The following is a 16,177-nucleotide window of genomic DNA, read 5'->3' on the forward strand; positions in this document are numbered from 1 at the left end:
AGTCTATTGCCCCGCCGATACGCCCCTCGCCCCCCTTCCACCCGGCCGTCCACACGCACCACTTCTGATTTCTCGCACCGAAAATTGCATGCGATTTTCGGTGCGGGAAATCAGAAGTGGTGCGGCTTGCCGGTCAGCGCGGGCGGACGGCGTCGAGGAGTTCGGGGCCGTGGGTGGTCAGGCGGGTTTCGGCGACGCGGGAGGCGATCAGCGCTGCGGCGATGCCGGTGGCGATGCCTACCGGGACGGCTAGCCATTCGATCGCTTTCAGCTCGGTGAAATGGCCGATCAGCAGGACGGCCAGCACCGGGAGGACCGCGAACAGCTGACCGAAGAGCACGACGAACTGGAGCAGCACCTTCGCGCAGCCGGGGTTGCCCGAACCGGAGAACGGATTGCCGGTGCGCTGCGGAATCGGATACGGCGCGAGCGTGGAGATGATCATGGCCGCACCGACGCCGACGCCGAGCGCGGCGAAATACAGCGCGAGCACCCACGGGTACTGGTCCCCATGACCGAACGCACCCGGCAGGATCAGCGCGAGCAGCAGCGTGGGCAGCCCGAGCACGATCATCAGCGCCAGCAAGCGGCCACGCACGTCCGCGCGGATTGCGCCGGGAGTGACCAGCGCCTGCCACACGGCGGTGCCGTCGTAGCCGTACAGATTGGCCCCGGCGAGCGCGGCGAACGAAACCGAGGTGACCCCCGCGAACGGCACACCACCGGTGCCGCCGCCCTGGAAGGCGGGGAACACCGGCATCAGAATGCCGACCACCAGCACCGGCAGCAACGCGGCCCGGCGCCGACTGTCCCGCGACCAAGTGCGCAGTTCCTTGATCAGCACGGCCCCGACCGGTCCGCGCTGGCGCACCCGGCCGAGCAGCCCGCCGCCGGTGCTGCCGGCCACGGAGTTCATCGGCGCGGCCAGCCGCCGGGCCAGCAGTACCGCCCAGGCCTGCCACAGCCCGAGCGAGACCACGGCCAGCCCGGCCAGCGGCAGCAGCGCGCGCAGCCAATTCCCCTGTGCCGCACCCTCTACCGCGACCGGCGCCCAGCCGGACGGAATCCAGCGCACGGCCGCGGACGCCCACGGCGGGAGGTCGCGCAGCGCGCTCACGTGGGAAAACAGCCAGCTCATCGGGTAGTAGGCAACGCCGAGCAGCCCGGCCAGCAGCACGCCGATATCCCGGCCCCGCCGCGACCGCATCGCGGCGCCGACCCAGGCCAGCACCACCCGGGACAGCAGGACCACGAACACCAGCTGCAACACGATCCCGACCACGGCGACCAGCGTTGCCGCCCAACCCAATTGGGCCGCCAGGATGATCAACCCGCCGAACGCGACCACGTTGATCACCGGCGCGGGCCCGGCGAACGCCGCGGCGAGCAACCCGCCGGCCAGCTGCCTGCTGCTGATCGGCAGCAGCCGCAGATGCTCCGGCTGGATGGTCTCGTCGCTGCTGCCGACCAGCACCGGCCCGCACAGCCAGCCGAGCGTCCAGACACCGAAAATCGTTGCGGCGATGGTGATCCCGTTCGCGACGTCACCATCGCGCACGGCGAACCCGATCAACGCCGCGGTGATGACCGCGAACACGGCGCCGAACAGCACACCCACCACGAAGCTGAAGCCCTGCCAGCCGTTGCTCAGCGCGCGGCGGGTGAGCAGCAGCCGCATCCGGATCAGGATGCCAGCCACGACAACCCGTCCTCTCCGCCGACGCGGCCGCCGACCAGCCGGACGAACGCCTCCTCCAACGTCGTCTCGCCGCGCACCTCGTCCACGGTGCCCGCCGCGACCACGCGGCCGCCGGTGATCACCGCGACCCGGTCGCACATGCTCTGCACCAGCGCCATCACGTGACTGGACAGCACCACCGAGCCGCCGGCCGCGACGAAGCGTTGCAGGATGACCCGAATCGTGCTGCCGGACACCGGATCCACCGCCTCGAACGGTTCGTCGAGCACCAGCAGTTTCGGCGCGTGCAGCAGCGCGGTCGCCAGGCCGATCTTCTTGCGCATGCCCGCGGAGTAGTCGACCACCAAGGTCTTTTCCGCGCCGGTCAATTCGAAGACGCCGAGCAGTTCGTCGGCGCGCTCGGCGACGGTGGCCTCCGGCATGCCACGCAAAAGGCCGGTGTAGGTGAGCAATTCGCGGCCGGTGAGCCGTTCCGGCAGCGCGAGACCGTCCGGCAGCACGCCGACCAGGGTCTTCGCCCGGATCGGATCGGCCCACACGTCGGCGCCGAAGATCTCGGCGCGGCCGCCGTCCGGGCGGAGCAGTCCACAGGCCATCGACAGCGTCGTCGTCTTGCCCGCGCCGTTCGGGCCGACCAGGCCGAAGAAGGAACCCGGCGGCACCGCCAGGCTCACGTTGTCGACGACCCACGGTCCGCCGAAGCGTTTACACAGGCCGGTCAGGTGCAGTGCGGGCTGATGGTCAGGTTGCATGTCCCCCGGGGTCCTTTCGGGTCGATGTTCCCCAGAGAGTACGGACCATCAGCCCGCGTGGTTCGAGCGAATCAGGCCGCCGCGGCGAGTTCTTTCTGCGCCGGGGCGTCCCAGTCGATCCGATAGCGCTGCTCGGGGCCCATGCTCTTCTCCGGGTTCATCAGCTTGACGAACAGCGGCGCCATCAGTTGCATCAGCTTGCGTCCGACCGGCCCGAGGGTCTTGCTGTGATTGGTCTTCGCGACCCGGGCGGCGACGGCTTCCACCCGGGGCCTGCGCAGCTGCTCATAGGTGGCGAAGGCGGCCTCGGGCGTCGGCAGATCGCGCAGGCAGCGAGCCACCTGGACGGCGCTCTCGATGGCCAGCGAGGCGCCCTGCCCGGAACTGTTCGACGGCGCGTGCACCGCGTCCCCGACCAGCGCCATCCGGCCGCGGAACCAGTGCGGCACCGACGGCATGATGTGCAGTGCCCCGGACACTTCCAGCTGTTCCTCGGTGGTGCGCCGAGCGAATTCACCGCCGGGCGTGTCGTCGGCGTAAGTCTCGCGCAGGATGCCGAGCCAGTGCGACTTAGGAATCGCCCGGGCCGCGGTGAGCGACAGGTACTCCTTGTGCGGCAGGTTCGCGCCCCACATCACACGGCCGTCGCCGGTCGGCCCGTACAGGTAGTAGGCCTTCTTACCGAAAGCGAAGGTCATGGAGTCCGGCTCGACGTGACCGTCATAGTCGATGATCGCGCCGAAGCCGAGCATGCCGAGGTATTCGGGGCCCGGTGCGTCCGGGTCGATCAGCCCGCGCACGGTGGACCGGATGCCGTCGGCGCCGATCAGCACGTCGGCAGTGGCGGTGCTGCCGTCGGTGAACCGGGCGGTGATGCCCGCGTCCGACTCGACCACGTCGACCAGGCGCTTGTTGTATTCGAACGGCACGCCGGCGGCGACCGCGTGATCGTGCAGGGTCTGGTGCAGTTCGCCGCGATCGACCAGTTGCAGCGGCGGCAGGCCGGTCAACCCACGCATGAACATGTCCTTCCCGCCGATGGACAGGCCCATCTTGGAGATCGGCTTGGCGATGCCGCGGACCGCGTCGCCCGCGCCGATGATGTCCAGGGCGGCAATGCCGTTCGGGGCGAGCGCGAGCCCGCTGCCGATGTTGTAGGACGAGCCGGGATAGGCCTCGTAGACGCGGGCATCAATGCCCGCCTCGAGCAGCGCGGTGGCGGCGACCGGTCCGGCGATGCCGCCGCCGATGACCAGTGCGGTTCTTACTTGTGACATGGATGTCTCCAGGATTGATGGTGCGGGTGTTTTTCGAATCCCCGAACCAACCCGTGCACCACGCACCCAGTTATCCTGTGGTTGCCAGCCTTGTAGCCGGGTGCGCGCATGCGGGCGCGGTTCGAGACTGTTCAATCGGGCTCGGCGGCGGTGTTGCCGCACCCCGCCGAGCCTGGTCTCGCTGTCAGGATGTTTCCGGTTGGGCCATCCTCCCTTCCACGGACGCGACCACTTCCGCGGGCGAGATGTTGTCGGCGTGTATCTGCCGCCACCACTCCACCTCGGGGAACGTGCCGTCGATGAGCTCGTCGCGCAGCGAGCTGGCCCAGGCCGCTTCGGCTTCCAGCATGGCGAGCCCGAACTCGGATTCGATGATGAACAGCCGGGGCAGCTTCATGGCGGCGACCTTGTCGAGTTCGGCGCGCACACCGTCGATGGTGTGACCAAGCGCGTCGATGCGCTTACCGAGTAATTCGATGACCTCGTCGGGAGGCAGCACCGAGAGAATGGACAGGCCGGCGACGAAGCGGTGCTGTTCCGGCTCCGGCACGGCGACCAGTTCCCTGGTCCAGTCGACGAGTTCGGCGCGCCCGGCGTCGGTGAGCTGGTAGATCACCCGTTCCGGGCGCGCGCCGTCGCGCTCGCTGCCGACGATCTCCAGGTAGCCGACCTTCTCCAGGTTCTGCACGACGGTGTAGAGCGAGCCCCACTTGATCACCATGTCGTGGTCCTTGCCGCGGTCACGCAGCGTCTGCGCGATCTCGTAGCGGTGCTTGGGCCGGTCGATCATCGCCGAGAGCACCGCCAGCGCGAGCAGATTGTTCACCTTGCGCTTCGTGGCCATCACACCTCCTTACTCGTCTACGAATATACGTGCACGAGTATTTGTGATGCAAGGGCGTCTTGCGGGGCGAGTGCGGGCGAATTCAGGTGCGAGCGGGTTCGTGCTCGCCGGCCTCTTGCTCGAGCAGCTTGGCGGCAAGGTTGTCCAGGGCCTGGTCGAACAGGGCACGGTCGGCGGGGTCGTCGTTGTTCCAGTCGTCGAGCCTGCGGTCGAGCCAGCGCCGCCACGCCGCCTTGACCCGGTCCAGCTCGGCCTGGCCCTGATCGGTCAGGCGCAGCTCGTGGCCGTCGTCGACCAGGTAGCCCTTGTCCGCGACCCGGCGATAGATCGGCGCGAGGACGTCGTCGGGGAGCTTGTGTGCCCGGGCGACCGAGTCGAGGGTGGCGCCGCCTTGGACGCGGTCGCGCAGGTAGACCTGGCCGAGCGCCCACGCCTCGCCGCGGCTCAGCGTGCTGCCCGCGTCGGCGAGGATGCGCGGTCCGATCGGCCCCTCGGCGTGTTCTTTGCGCAGCGATCCGGCGATGGCGCGTTCCAGCTGGACCACCCGGTCCGCGGAGTCCGGCACCGAAAAGCCTTCGCCCACATCGCCTGCGCTCGTTCGGGAGCTGTCGCGCAGCGGAACCTCTTTGAGGAACCAGGCGACCACGAAACCGACCAGCGCGACCGGGACCACCCAGACGAAGACGTGATCGATGGTGTTGGCGTAGGCGTCGATGATCGGCGCCGCCGCATCTTCCGGAACCTTTTGCAGCGCTTGTGGATTCGCCGCGACCGCGGGCGGCACCACCTGCACCTGGACCAGCGCCTCACGCAGGTTCGGGCCGATTTCGTTGCTGTACAGCGTGCCGAAAATCGCTGTGCCGAAGGTACTTCCGAGGGTACGGAAGAAAGTGACGCCGGAGGTCGCGGTGCCGAGTTGCGCGTACGGCACGGTGTTCTGCACGACGATGGTGAGCACCTGCATGGTCAAGCCGATGCCCAGGCCGAGGATCAGCATGTACAGCGATTCTTCCCAGAAGCCGGTGTCGCGGCCCATGGTCGACATCAGATACAGCCCGAGCGCCATCACCAGCGTGCCGACGATCGGGAAGTACCGGTAGTGGCCGGTCTTGCCGACCACCTGGCCGGACAGGATCGAGGTGACCAGCAGCCCGGCCACCAGCGGCAGCGAGCGCACGCCGGACATGGTCGCCGAAACCCCGTCCACGTATTGCAGATACGCGGGCAGGTAGGTGATCGATCCGAGCATGGCGAAGCCGCAGATGAAGCTGAGGATCGAGCAGACGGTGAACACTCTGCTGCGGAACAAACCCATCGGCAGCATGGGTTCCTCGGCCCGCAATTCGACCACGACGAACGCCGCGAACAGCACCACCGACGCGGCGAACAGCCCGAGGATCATCGACGAGCCCCACGCGTATTCCTGCCCGCCCCACTCCAACCCGAGGATGAGCGTGGAGACCGCGACGGCGACCAGGCCGATGCCCGCGTAGTCGATGATCGGCTTGATCGCCGCGCGCACCCGCGGAATGGTGCGGGCCGACATGACGATCATGATGATCGCGACCGGCACGTTGACGTAGAAGCACCAGCGCCAGCTCGCGTGGTCGGTGAACAGGCCGCCGAGCGTCGGCCCGATCACCGTGGTGACGCCGAAGACCGCACCCAGCGCGCCCTGATATTTACCGCGCTGGCGCAGCGGGATGGTGTCGGCGATGAGCGCCATCGCGGTGACCATCAGCCCGCCGCCGCCGAAACCCTGGATGCCGCGGGCGATGATCAGCAGCGTCATCCCGTTGGCCAGGCCGGCGATCATCGAGCCGACGATGAAGATCAACGCGCTGAGCTGGAAGATCAACTTGCGGCCGAACAGGTCGCCGAGCTTGCCGGCCAGCGCGGTCGCCACCGCCTCGGCGAGCAGATACGCCGTGACCACCCAGGCCATGTGCCCGGCCTCGCCGAGATCGGCGACGATCGTCGGCAGCGCGGTGGACACGATCGTCTGATCGAGCGCCGCCAGCAGCATGCCCAGCACAATGGTGGCGAACACGAGGTTGATCTTCGCCCGGCTCATCGGCTCGGGAGCTTTCTCGGCGACAGCGACTGCACCGGTCATCAAAACAGTATGGTCTTGTTTCGCTGAGCTGTCCGTCCAGCGACACGGCAGTGATTCAGCCGAGCAGTCCTTCCAGCGCTTTCACGCGTCCCGGTCGACGCAGCTTGGCCATGCCCTTCGCCTCGATCTGGCGGGCGCGTTCGCGGGAGAATCCGTAGGTCTTGCCGATCTCGTCGAGCGTCTTCGGGTCGGCGCCGTCGAGGCCGAAGCGCAGGGCGATCACCCGGGCCTCGCGGTCGGTCAGGCCGGTGAGGACCTCGGCGAGCTGGCGTTTTATCACCGTCGCGAGGGCCGTCTCGGCGGGATCGGGCGCGGTGTCGGCGAGGAGTTCGCCGAACTCGGCGGTGTCGTCGGCGCCCACCGGGGTGTGCAGCGAAATCGTTCGCGCGCATGGTCGAGCACCTCGCGCACCTTGTCCGGGGTCAGGTCGAGTTCGGCGGCCAGTTCGGCGACTGTGACGTCGCGCCCGAGTTGCTGGGTGAGTGCCCGGCGGGTGCGGGTCACCCGGTTCAGCACCTCGACGACGTGCACCGGGATGCGGATGGTGCGGCCCTGGTCGGCCAGCGCGCGGCCGATGCCCTGCTTGATCCACCAGGTGGCGTAGGTGGAGAACTTCAGGCCGCGGTGGTGATCGAACTTCTCCACCGCGCGGATCATGCCGAGGGTGCCCTCCTGCACCAGGTCGAGCAGTGAGATGCCGACCGGTGTCGGGTAGCGCTTGGCGATCGAGACGACGAGGCGCAGGTTGGCCTCGATCATGTGGTCCTTGGCGCGTTGGCCGTCGGCGATTCGGCGACGCAACTCACGCTGGTCCGCGGGGTCGGCGGTGGCGAGTTGCTCGGCGGCGCGGACACCCGATTCGATGCGCTCCGCCAGCTCGACCTCCTGCGTGGCGGTGAGCAGCGGGGTGCGGGCGATGAGCCGCAGGTAGTCGCGGACCGGGTCTTCGCTGACCGTGCCGGAGACGCGGGTGGGGCGGGCGGTGCAGAGCTGGGTCACGGGTGAGTCCTTCCGAAGGGAGCGAACCGGGCGCCGGCACAAGGCCGGCGCCCGGCGGGTCGGGCACTCGACGATCAGCCGCGGCCGGGGATGCGCAGCGGGCGCTGCGGGGCCGCGCGGAACGCGGCCTGGCTGCGAGACAGTCCCGCGCTCTTGCGGTCGAGCCGGGGCGCGGCCGGGAATCCGTTGGTGCGCTGCTTCTTTCGCTCGGACGCGCGGTCACTCGGCGCGAAGCGGTTCAGGACTGCGTCGATGGTGTTTTGCGCGGTGGTCTTGTCGGCCATGGTGGCTGGTCCCTTTCGGTCGGTGCTGGCGCTGGTGCGGGCCGGGGTCGCTTCGACAAGTCCGTGATTCATACGCGGTGGCGCTCCTTCGTTCTCGGTAACGAGGACAAAATTAGAACAGACCTAAAAATATGTCAAGCATAAATTTTGGTCGGTATCAGATATGGTGATCGCATGAGCACAGAGACGTTGAGCCTCCGGGACCGGAAAAAAGCGCAGACCAGGGAGAACATCTCCCATCAGGCGACCGTGCTGTTCCTCGAACACGGCTACGACAAGGTGACGATCGCCGACGTCGCGGCCGCCGCGCAGGTCGCCAAGATGACGGTGACCAACTACTTCCCGCGCAAGGAAGACCTGGCGCTCGATCTGCACGACGTGTTCGTGGATCAGCTCGCGCGGATCGTGCGCGAGCGCGAGCCCGGCCAATCCGCGCTGGCGGCGCTGCGGGCGGCCTATCTGACCGCGGCGGCCGAGCAGGATCCGGTGGCCGGGTTCTCCGGGCCGGAGTTCGCCAAGCTGATCAGCGACAGCCCGGCGCTGGTCGCGCGGCTGCGCGAATTCCACGACGAGCGCGAACAGTCGCTCGCGGACACCTTGGCGGCCGAAACCGGCTCGGCGGCAACGGATATCACGCCGCGCGTGGCGGCCGCGCAATTAGGCGGGGTGCATCGGGTGCTGTTCGACGAGACCATGCGCCGCACCCTCGACGGTCAGTCGAACGACGAAATCGCCACGGCCATCATCGAATACATCGGCACGGCGTTCGACGCGCTGGCCCCGTCGCTGAACGACTACGCCGTGCGCTGATCAGGAACTTCCAGCAGCGACAGCGCGATCGGCACCAGCAATTCCACCAGTTCGCCGACCGCGGGCCGCGGATCGGCCAGCACCCATTCGTGCGCGAGTCCGTTGATCGCGCCGATGAGAGCGCTTGCGCCCCAGGCACTTCCGCCGCGAATCCGGGCGCCCGGCGCCACTGTCGGCACCAGACTGTTCTCCAGCAGCGCGGCCCACGCGTGCCGCCGTTCCCGGCGGTGCCGCTCCATCCGGTCGCTGACGCCGACCACCTCGACGAAGGCGACCTTGGCCCGATACGGGTCCGAGCCGATCGAGCCGAGGTAGGCCGCGACCATGGCGGTCATCGCCGCGGTCATGTCGACCTGCGGATCGAGTTCGGCCAGCGCCACGACGAGCACGCCCGCCGCGTCGTCCTGGATCCGGTCGTAGGCGGCGACCAGCACGTCCTCCCTGGTCTGGAACTCCTCGTAGAACTGCCGCTTGGACAGCGACGCGGCGGCGCAGACGTCGGCGAGCGAGCAGTTGGCGTAGCCGCGTTCGGCGAAGATCCGGGTCGCCGCGTCGAGGAACCGCGCGCGGCGCTCGGCCTTGCGTTCCGTTACGGCGCGTCCGCCGTATTGCCTGCCCACGATGGTCACCCGTCCACCGTATCGGAGCCACCGCCGCAACCGTCGTGACCAGGCACGTTCACGTCGGGCGCGAACGTGCGGCAACCAGGCTGCCGGATAGGTCTCACCGACCGGCATTTGTGATCCGCGTCATGGCGTTGCATACTCGACGCATCTGAAACCAACTGGGCTCACATGTGCGTCCGGGCAACAAAGAGGTTGATCTGTGGTTACTCCGCACAAGCACGCATCGAAGCTGCTCGTCGCCCTCGCCGCGCTGGCGATCGGGCTGCCGTTCGCCCTCGCCGGGCCTGCCGTCGCCGAGCCGGACACTCCCCCGGTCCAGCCCGCGCTGCAGTTCCCGATTCCGCCCATGCCGCCCGGCTTCGACCCGGCGTTCTATCGCCCGGCGCCGGAGTCCTACGCGAATCTCGAACCGGGACAGCTCATTGCGGCCCGGCAGGTGAATGTCGCCAATCTGTCGCTGATCCCGGTCAACGTCGATTCCTGGCAGCTGTCCTACCGGTCGACCAACACCCGCGGCGAGCCGATCGCTGCGGTGGCGACCGTGCTGAAGCCGCGCGGGTACGTCGCGGATCGGCCGCTGTTCTCCTATCAGATCGCCGAGGACTCCACCGGCAACTACTGCATGCCGTCCTATCAACTCCAGATGGGTTCCATCCCAGCGACATTGACCGGCTCGGTCCTCGTCGCCGCTCAGTTCCTGGAGGTGCAGGCGGCGCTGGCACAAGGCTGGGCGGTGGTCGTGCCCGATCATCAAGGCCCCGATTCGGCCTATGCCGCAGGACCTTTGGCCGGCCGGATCACCCTGGACGGCATTCGCGCAGCGGAGCGCTTCGATCCGATGCAGTTGTCCGGCAACAACACTCGGGTCGGGATGATGGGATATTCCGGCGGTGCGATCGCCACCGGCCATGCCGCTGAACTGAAGCAAAGCTACGCGCCGGAACTCGACGTCGTCGGCGTCGCCGAGGGCGGCATCCCCGCCGACCTGTCCGCCGCGCTGAAGATGGCCAACGGCAATCTCTCCGCCGGGCTGATCTTCGCCGGCGCGATCGGCGTCTCCCGCGAATACCCGGAGCTGCGAAACTTCCTGAATACCAACATGAACGGCCTCGGCCAGCTGATGATGGCGGCGAAGGACCAGCTCTGCGCGAGCTACCAGTCGATCTTCTTCCCGTTCGCGGACAACGTCGGCATGCTGGCGAAGAATCCGTTCACCGATCCCACGGTGGTCGCGGTGCTGGACAAGACCAAGATGGGCAAGGCGGTGCCGGACATGCCGATGTTCATGTTCCAGGCGAACCCGGACTGGCTGATCCCGGTGGGTCCGGTCAACGACCTCGTCGCCTACTACGCGCAGGATCCGAACGCGCGGGTCGAGTACGTGCGCGATCACTTCAGCGAGCACCTGACCCTCGACCCGATCGGCGCGCCGCGCGCGCTGCTGTGGCTGAAAGATCGGTTCGCCGGCAAACCTGTGGCACCCGGCGTCACCACCACCGATGTCGGCTCGATGATGCTCGACCCCGCGACCTGGCAGGTGTGGGGCGACACGGTCGGCACCACGCTCGCCGCCGCGTTCCAGCAACCAATCGGCAGCGGACGCTGAGTGAACTCTGGGTGGGCAGAATGTGATCTGTAGCGAGCGTGTGGCAGCCGGCGCAGAGCGCTGTTGTTATAGCGCTCGACCGAGTGACAGTCATCACCTCCGTCTGAGACACTCATCGACAGATCGCGGGGAAACCCTTCCCCAGGAACTTACTCCAGAGTAAGGTTATTTCATGGCGTGGAAACCTTCTGAAATCCCGGATCAGACCGGACGCACCTTCGTGATCACCGGCGCGAACGGCGGGTTGGGCGCCGTGACCACCGAGGTGCTCGCGGCCAACGGCGCGACCGTCATCATGGCCTGCCGCAACGCGGCCAAGGCCCAGGCGGTCGCCGACGGCATCACCGGCGACGTCCGGGTGGCCGAGCTGGACCTGTCCGACCTGGCCTCGGTGCGCAAGTTCGCCGACGAGCAGGCCGAGTTCGACGTGCTGATCAACAACGCGGGCCTGATGAACGTCCCGTTCTCCCGGACCAAGGACGGCTTCGAGACCCAGTGGGGCGTCGACCACCTGGCCCACTACGCGCTCACCGGCCTGCTGCTCGATCGCATCCGCGACCGGGTGGTGACGCTGGCCAGCATCGCGCACAAGCAGACGCCGAAGCTGTGGGTGGACGATCTCAACTACGAGCACCGTCGCTACCAGCGCAATCTCGCCTATGCGCAGGCGAAGCTGTCGAACCTGATGTTCGCTCGGGAACTGCAGCGCCGGCTGGCCGAATCCGGTTCGAGCAAGCGGTCTTACGGGGTGCACCCCGGTGTCTCGGCCACCGACCTGTTCGCCCGGACCGAGACCCCGATCGACCGGATCATCAAGCCGTTCGTCGCGATCGTCGGCCATCCGCCGAGGAAGGCCGCGCACTCCTCGCTGTTCGCCGCGACCGTGCCCGATGCCGATCCCGAGGTCTACTGGGGTCCGCGCCGGTTCTTCCAGACCCAGGGTCCGGTGGAGTCGTCGCCGTCGAGCCGGCTGTCCAAGAACAAGGACCTGTGGAAGCGGCTCTGGGAGGAATCCGAGCGGCTGACCGGAGTCACCTACAAGTTCTGAGCCCGACGACCCGCCCGCGTACCGCCGGCGGGTCGTTGCGCGTCCGGGCGGGTTCGGACCGTCGACCTGCTCCTACGGACCGTGTAGTAGACGGGTACCGTAGTAGCCGTGTCCGCTTCACCCCGCCGCTCGGCACACAATCGCCCGGCCCTCATCGTGCTGGTGATCGTCGCTGCGCTCGGCTGCCTGGCATTGGCGTGGTGGCAGTGGCAGCGGTTCGAATCGACGAGCGGCACCGGCCAGAATCTGGGTTACGCGCTGCAATGGCCGTTGTTCGCGGCGTTCGCGGTGTTCGCCTACTTCCGGTTCGTCCGGCTGGAACGCGAGGCCGAGGAGAGCGAGCAGCCCGTCGACGATCAGCCGCGGCCCGCGCCGAAAGCCGTTGCGCCGCGCGAGATCCCGGCCGGGCTGCTGCCGGAGCGGCCGAAGGCGGTGCGCGACGAGGATCCGGTGCTCGCCGAATACAACAGGTATCTGGCCGCTCTGCACGCCCAAGACATCGATGATCAGGTCCGCGAGGCGGGCCTGCATGCCCGCGACACCGAGAGGAGCGCCGGTTGACCGCCAGCGAGAATTCCACCGAGAGCACTGCGGCGCCGGCCACCGACAGCGTCCTGGCGCCGAAGCCGATCGGCGGGGCGAACACCGCCAAGATCAAGTCGGCGCTGCTGCGTTACCGCACGCTGGCGTGGATCACCGGTCTGTGGCTGCTGCTGCTCACCGGCGAGATGATCGCCAAGTACGGCTTCGACGTGCACACACCGAGCTGGATCGCGGTCGTGCACGGGTGGGTGTACTTCGTCTACCTGCTGGTCACCGCCGATCTCGCGGTGAAGGTGCGCTGGCCGGTGCTGCGCACGGTCGGCACGCTGCTCGCGGGCACCATTCCGCTGCTGTCGTTCTTCGTCGAGCATGTGAACGCGAAGAAGGTCAAGCAGGAGTTCGGCGTCTAGCACCGCACCACTTCTGATTTCCCGCACCGAGAATCGCATGCAAATCTCGGTGCGGGAAATCAAAAGGCGTGCGGCTCAGCTCTCGGCCAGCTCGGCGAGCGTCGGGAGCAGCTGGGTGAGGGCGCGGCCGCGGTGGGAGACGGCGTCCTTCTGGGCGGGGGTCAGCTGGGCGGCGGAGGTGTCGCCGCCCTCGGGGATGAACAGCGGGTCGTAGCCGAAACCGCCGTCGCCCAAGGGTTTCCGGCCGACGACGCCCGGCCATTCGCCGCGCACCACGATTTCCGCGCCGTCGGGGACGACCAGTGCGCAGGTCGAGACGAATCGCGCGCCGCGCCGCTCGTCCGGCACGTCGCCGAGCTGAGCGAGCAGCAGCGCGTTGTTGGCCGCATCATCGCCGTGCCGGCCCGACCAGCGGCCGGACAGCACGCCGGGCATGCCGTTGAGCGCGTCCACCTCGATGCCGGAATCGTCTGCGACACAGGCCAATCCGGTGGCGACCGCGCCGTCGCGGGCCTTGGCGAGGGCGTTCTCCTCGAACGTCGCGCCGGTCTCCGGCGCCTCGTCGTAGGCGGGCACGTCGTCCAGCCCGACGATCTCGATCCCGGCGATGCCCGCGTCGGCGAGAATGCGGCGCAGTTCGTTCAGCTTCTTGGCATTGCGGCTGGCCACCAGCACACGACGGGCCATGACTACTTCTTCTTCGACTCGGACGGCTCCGGCAGCACGCCGGGATAGGGCAGCGCCAGCGCCTCTTTCTGGATGGCGAAGATCTGCTCGCAGCCGACGACCGCGGAGTCGAGCATCTTGTCCAGGGTGGAGCGCGGGAAGGTGGCGCCCTCGCCGGTGCCCTGGATCTCGACCAGGGTGCCGGTGTCGGTGGCGACCACGTTCATGTCGACCTCGGCGCGCGAATCCTCTTCGTACGGCAGATCCAGGCGGACCCGGCCGTCGACGACGCCGACGCTCACCGCGGCGATCGCGCAGGAGATCGGCTGCGGGTCGGCCAGCACGCCCTTGGCGGCCAGGTAGGTGATCGCGTCGACCAGCGCGACGTAGGCGCCGGTGATGGCGGCGGTCCGGGTGCCGCCGTCGGCCTGCAGGACGTCGCAGTCGATCGCGATGGTGTTCTCGCCGATAGCGGCCAGGTCGATGCACGCGCGCAGCGAACGGCCGATCAGCCGGCTGATCTCCTGGGTGCGGCCGCCGACCTTGCCCTTCACCGACTCGCGTCCGCTGCGGGTGTGCGTGGCCGCGGGCAGCATCGCGTATTCGGCGGTGACCCAGCCCAATCCGGAGTCGCGCCGCCACGGCGGCACGCCCTCGGTCACGCTCGCGGTGCACATCACCCGCGTCTGACCGAATTCGACCAGCACCGAACCGGCCGGATGCGTGGTGAATCCACGGGTGATCTTTACCTCGCGGAGTTCGTCGTCCGCCCTGCCATCGGCTCGTCTAGACACGCGCCACAGCCTAGGGGATGGCGGTCGACGTCAGCCGGGCACCCGGTCAGAGATCGAAGGTTTCACCGGGCGCGACGGCGTGCACGGGTCCGGAGAACTGCGCCTTCGCCTCGGCGATGACGTCCTCGCGCGAGGTCCACGGCGGGATGTGGGTGAGCAGCAGCTCCTTCACCCCCGCCCGGGCCGCGATCTGGCCGGCCTCGGTGCCCGAAAGATGAATGCCGGGCGGCCGATTCGCCGGATCGTGGGTCCAGGACGCCTCGGCCATCAGGATGTCGGCGCCCTGCGCGAGTTCGTTGACCGAATCGCACATCGCGGTGTCGCCGGTGTAGACGAAGGTGCGTCCGGCGGCCGTGACGATGCGCAGGCCGTAGGACTCCGGCGGGTGGAACATCCGGCGCGCGGACACGGTGTGACCGGGCCCGAATTCGATCTCCTCGCCGACCGTCCACGGCCGGTGATCGATCACGTCGGACCAGTCGTCGCATTCGCCGCCGACCTCGGCCGAGGCATTGCCGATGCGCAACGCGCTGTCCGACGGGCCGCGCACGATGGCCCGGCCGACCGGCGGGGCCGGATGGTAGCGCCGCCAGACCAGCAGGCCCGGCAGATCCAGGCAGTGGTCGGCATGCAGATGGGTGAGGAAGATGTCGACCTCACCGGGATCGGCGTAGCGCTGCAACGCGCCCAGCACACCGGGACCGAAATCGATCACCACGGGCGTCATATCCGGCCCGGTCAGCAGATAGCCCGACGCTGGGGAATCCGGGCCGGACACACTGCCCGAGCACCCGAGGACGGTGAGGCGCATTCCCCCATGCTCCCACGACGAATTCTCGCTCAAGAACCGATCCCCCACATTCCGTTCCGAGCCGCAGAATCACCGTGGCGACGCAATGATTCCAGCCTGATTCCCGCGACGATTTCGGCGTGCATCACCAGAGAGTACCCAGCCGGCGAGCAGTCCACCCGCCGCCCCGAAAAGATGGCCCTGCCAAGAGATTCCAGCTTGCCCGGGTAATACACCCCACAATACAGAGCCGTAAAGGGCCAGGACCACGAGTCCTAGGATGATCTGACCGAGGTTGCGGGCGAACCAGCCGCGCGAGATCAGGAAGGTCAGCCAGCCGAAGACCAGGACCGATGCGCCGAGGTGCACGCTGCCGGAGCCGCCGGTCAGCCAGGTGCCGATACCGGCCACGATCCAGATGATCGCGGTGGCGGCCAGGCCGCGGCCGATGCCGGCGAGCAGCGCGAGGAAGCCGAGGACCAGGACCGGAACGGTGTTGCCGATCAGATGCGGCCAGCCGTGGTGCAGGAGCGGGGCGAACAGGATGCCCCAGAGTCCGTCGGCCGAACGGGGATGGATGCCCGCGTTGTCGAGTTGGTTGTCGTCGAGGGTGTCGACGCCCTCGATGCCGTAGAGCAACACCACGAAACCCGCGATGAGCACGCCCGCGCGCAACCACAATTGCCGGACGACGGCGAAATTGTCCGATTTCGCCGGAGCATTCGCCGTTGTCCGCGGCGCCGACGCACCCGGATTCCCCACCTGGGCCCGGATCGCCGCGATCCGATCGGGGTCGAATGACGAACCGATTCCCGAACCGCCGGTCATCGCAACCTCCTCGTCGAGCCGGCGGACGACTCAGGTGCGAGCCGTCATCCCGCTATTTTCGAGGGTACCGGCGTGACCGCCGTCG

General features: G+C 68.1%; 18 protein-coding genes. 5 read left to right on the forward strand and 13 right to left on the reverse strand.

The genetic code is table 11. The features are described 5' to 3' along the window. Nucleotides 1-133: 133 nt before the first annotated feature. The 8 genes from F3087_RS20595 to F3087_RS20625 all read right to left on the reverse strand — a co-directional run bounded on the left by F3087_RS20595 (nt 134) and on the right by F3087_RS20625 (nt 8,043). Nucleotides 134-1,699: a hypothetical protein gene (locus F3087_RS20595; RefSeq protein WP_150403621.1), complete on the reverse strand. Its 1,566-nt coding sequence runs from the start codon at nt 1,697-1,699 to the stop codon at nt 134-136. Further along, nucleotides 1,684-2,451 carry an ABC transporter ATP-binding protein gene (locus tag F3087_RS20600; RefSeq protein ID WP_150403622.1) on the reverse strand — a complete coding sequence of 256 codons (768 nt, stop codon included), beginning with the start codon at nt 2,449-2,451 and terminating at the stop codon, nt 1,684-1,686. The genes F3087_RS20595 and F3087_RS20600 overlap by 16 nt, the downstream gene beginning before the upstream one ends. A gap of 71 nt (nt 2,452-2,522) precedes the next feature. Then, entirely contained in the window at nt 2,523-3,728 is a 1,206-nt protein-coding gene (locus F3087_RS20605; protein ID WP_150403623.1) for an FAD-dependent oxidoreductase, read from the reverse strand. A 184-nt stretch (nt 3,729-3,912) separates the two neighbouring features. Further along, nucleotides 3,913-4,572: a PadR family transcriptional regulator gene (locus tag F3087_RS20610; RefSeq protein ID WP_150403624.1), complete on the reverse strand. Its 660-nt coding sequence runs from the start codon at nt 4,570-4,572 to the stop codon at nt 3,913-3,915. A gap of 82 nt (nt 4,573-4,654) precedes the next feature. Continuing rightward, the gene (locus F3087_RS20615) at nt 4,655-6,688 is read right to left on the reverse strand and encodes an MDR family MFS transporter (protein ID WP_150403625.1); all 2,034 of its coding nucleotides are present in this window, start codon (nt 6,686-6,688) and stop codon (nt 4,655-4,657) included. Nucleotides 6,689-6,743: 55 nt separating this feature from the next. After that, nucleotides 6,744-6,968 carry a sigma factor-like helix-turn-helix DNA-binding protein gene (locus F3087_RS46665; protein ID WP_223885227.1) on the reverse strand — a complete coding sequence of 75 codons (225 nt, stop codon included), beginning with the start codon at nt 6,966-6,968 and terminating at the stop codon, nt 6,744-6,746. After that, nucleotides 6,965-7,687 (reverse strand): sigma-70 family RNA polymerase sigma factor, encoded by a 723-nt coding sequence (locus F3087_RS20620; RefSeq protein WP_223885228.1) that lies wholly within the window; start codon nt 7,685-7,687, stop codon nt 6,965-6,967. The genes F3087_RS46665 and F3087_RS20620 overlap by 4 nt, the downstream gene beginning before the upstream one ends. A gap of 74 nt (nt 7,688-7,761) precedes the next feature. After that, nucleotides 7,762-8,043 carry a hypothetical protein gene (locus F3087_RS20625; RefSeq protein WP_150403626.1) on the reverse strand — a complete coding sequence of 94 codons (282 nt, stop codon included), beginning with the start codon at nt 8,041-8,043 and terminating at the stop codon, nt 7,762-7,764. Between the two features lie 102 nt (nt 8,044-8,145). Here F3087_RS20625 and F3087_RS20630 point away from each other — a divergent pair, with 102 nt between their 5' ends. After that, nucleotides 8,146-8,781 carry a TetR/AcrR family transcriptional regulator gene (locus F3087_RS20630; RefSeq protein ID WP_150403627.1) on the forward strand — a complete coding sequence of 212 codons (636 nt, stop codon included), beginning with the start codon at nt 8,146-8,148 and terminating at the stop codon, nt 8,779-8,781. Here F3087_RS20630 and F3087_RS20635 read toward each other — a convergent pair. Beyond that, nucleotides 8,766-9,410: a TetR/AcrR family transcriptional regulator gene (locus F3087_RS20635; RefSeq protein WP_150403628.1), complete on the reverse strand. Its 645-nt coding sequence runs from the start codon at nt 9,408-9,410 to the stop codon at nt 8,766-8,768. The genes F3087_RS20630 and F3087_RS20635 overlap by 16 nt on opposite strands. A 196-nt stretch (nt 9,411-9,606) precedes the next feature. On the opposite strand from F3087_RS20635, the gene F3087_RS20640 reads away from it, so the two are divergent. From F3087_RS20640 to F3087_RS20655, 4 genes are all read left to right on the forward strand, one after another. After that, on the forward strand, nt 9,607-11,013 hold the full coding sequence (locus tag F3087_RS20640; RefSeq protein ID WP_223885229.1) for a lipase family protein: 1,407 nt from the start codon (nt 9,607-9,609) through the stop codon (nt 11,011-11,013). Nucleotides 11,014-11,185: 172 nt separating this feature from the next. Then, complete coding sequence (locus F3087_RS20645; RefSeq protein ID WP_150403629.1) at nt 11,186-12,061, forward strand: oxidoreductase; 876 nt, start codon at nt 11,186-11,188, stop codon at nt 12,059-12,061. A 108-nt stretch (nt 12,062-12,169) separates the two neighbouring features. Next, nucleotides 12,170-12,622, forward strand: a complete 453-nt coding sequence (locus F3087_RS20650) for a transcriptional regulator (protein WP_150403630.1) — start codon at nt 12,170-12,172, stop codon at nt 12,620-12,622. Next, nucleotides 12,619-13,014 (forward strand): DUF3817 domain-containing protein, encoded by a 396-nt coding sequence (locus F3087_RS20655; RefSeq protein ID WP_191094073.1) that lies wholly within the window; start codon nt 12,619-12,621, stop codon nt 13,012-13,014. Before F3087_RS20650 ends, F3087_RS20655 begins: the two co-directional genes overlap by 4 nt. 75 nt (nt 13,015-13,089) lie before the next feature. On the opposite strand, the gene F3087_RS20660 is transcribed toward F3087_RS20655, so the two are convergent. From F3087_RS20660 to F3087_RS20675, 4 genes are all read right to left on the reverse strand, one after another. Further along, nucleotides 13,090-13,701, reverse strand: coding sequence for a non-canonical purine NTP pyrophosphatase (locus tag F3087_RS20660; RefSeq protein ID WP_150403631.1), 612 nt, complete (start codon nt 13,699-13,701; stop codon nt 13,090-13,092). A 2-nt stretch (nt 13,702-13,703) separates the two neighbouring features. Further along, nucleotides 13,704-14,474, reverse strand: a complete 771-nt coding sequence (gene rph, locus F3087_RS20665; protein ID WP_150403632.1) for a ribonuclease PH — start codon at nt 14,472-14,474, stop codon at nt 13,704-13,706. 46 nt (nt 14,475-14,520) lie between these two features. Next, nucleotides 14,521-15,285: a cyclic nucleotide-degrading phosphodiesterase gene (locus F3087_RS20670; protein ID WP_150403633.1), complete on the reverse strand. Its 765-nt coding sequence runs from the start codon at nt 15,283-15,285 to the stop codon at nt 14,521-14,523. A 69-nt stretch (nt 15,286-15,354) separates the two neighbouring features. Further along, nucleotides 15,355-16,092: a rhomboid family intramembrane serine protease gene (locus F3087_RS20675; protein ID WP_150403634.1), complete on the reverse strand. Its 738-nt coding sequence runs from the start codon at nt 16,090-16,092 to the stop codon at nt 15,355-15,357. Nucleotides 16,093-16,177: the final 85 nt, after the last annotated feature.

Source organism: Nocardia colli, from assembly GCF_008704205.1.
GTDB lineage: Bacteria > Actinomycetota > Actinomycetes > Mycobacteriales > Mycobacteriaceae > Nocardia > Nocardia colli.

What these genes read in the sequence shown, in the direction of transcription:
- F3087_RS20600 (WP_150403622.1), bottom strand. Translation starts at nt 2,451, where the DNA reads ATGCAACCTGACCATCAGCCCGCACTGCACCTGACCGGCCTGTGTAAA.
- F3087_RS20605 (WP_150403623.1), bottom strand. Translation starts at nt 3,728, where the DNA reads ATGTCACAAGTAAGAACCGCACTGGTCATCGGCGGCGGCATCGCCGGA.
- F3087_RS20610 (WP_150403624.1), bottom strand. Translation starts at nt 4,572, where the DNA reads ATGGCCACGAAGCGCAAGGTGAACAATCTGCTCGCGCTGGCGGTGCTC.
- F3087_RS20615 (WP_150403625.1), bottom strand. Translation starts at nt 6,688, where the DNA reads ATGACCGGTGCAGTCGCTGTCGCCGAGAAAGCTCCCGAGCCGATGAGC.
- F3087_RS20625 (WP_150403626.1), bottom strand. Translation starts at nt 8,043, where the DNA reads ATGAATCACGGACTTGTCGAAGCGACCCCGGCCCGCACCAGCGCCAGC.
- F3087_RS20630 (WP_150403627.1), top strand. Translation starts at nt 8,146, where the DNA reads ATGAGCACAGAGACGTTGAGCCTCCGGGACCGGAAAAAAGCGCAGACC.
- F3087_RS20645 (WP_150403629.1), top strand. Translation starts at nt 11,186, where the DNA reads ATGGCGTGGAAACCTTCTGAAATCCCGGATCAGACCGGACGCACCTTC.
- F3087_RS20660 (WP_150403631.1), bottom strand. Translation starts at nt 13,701, where the DNA reads ATGGCCCGTCGTGTGCTGGTGGCCAGCCGCAATGCCAAGAAGCTGAAC.
- F3087_RS20670 (WP_150403633.1), bottom strand. Translation starts at nt 15,285, where the DNA reads ATGCGCCTCACCGTCCTCGGGTGCTCGGGCAGTGTGTCCGGCCCGGAT.
- F3087_RS20675 (WP_150403634.1), bottom strand. Translation starts at nt 16,092, where the DNA reads ATGACCGGCGGTTCGGGAATCGGTTCGTCATTCGACCCCGATCGGATC.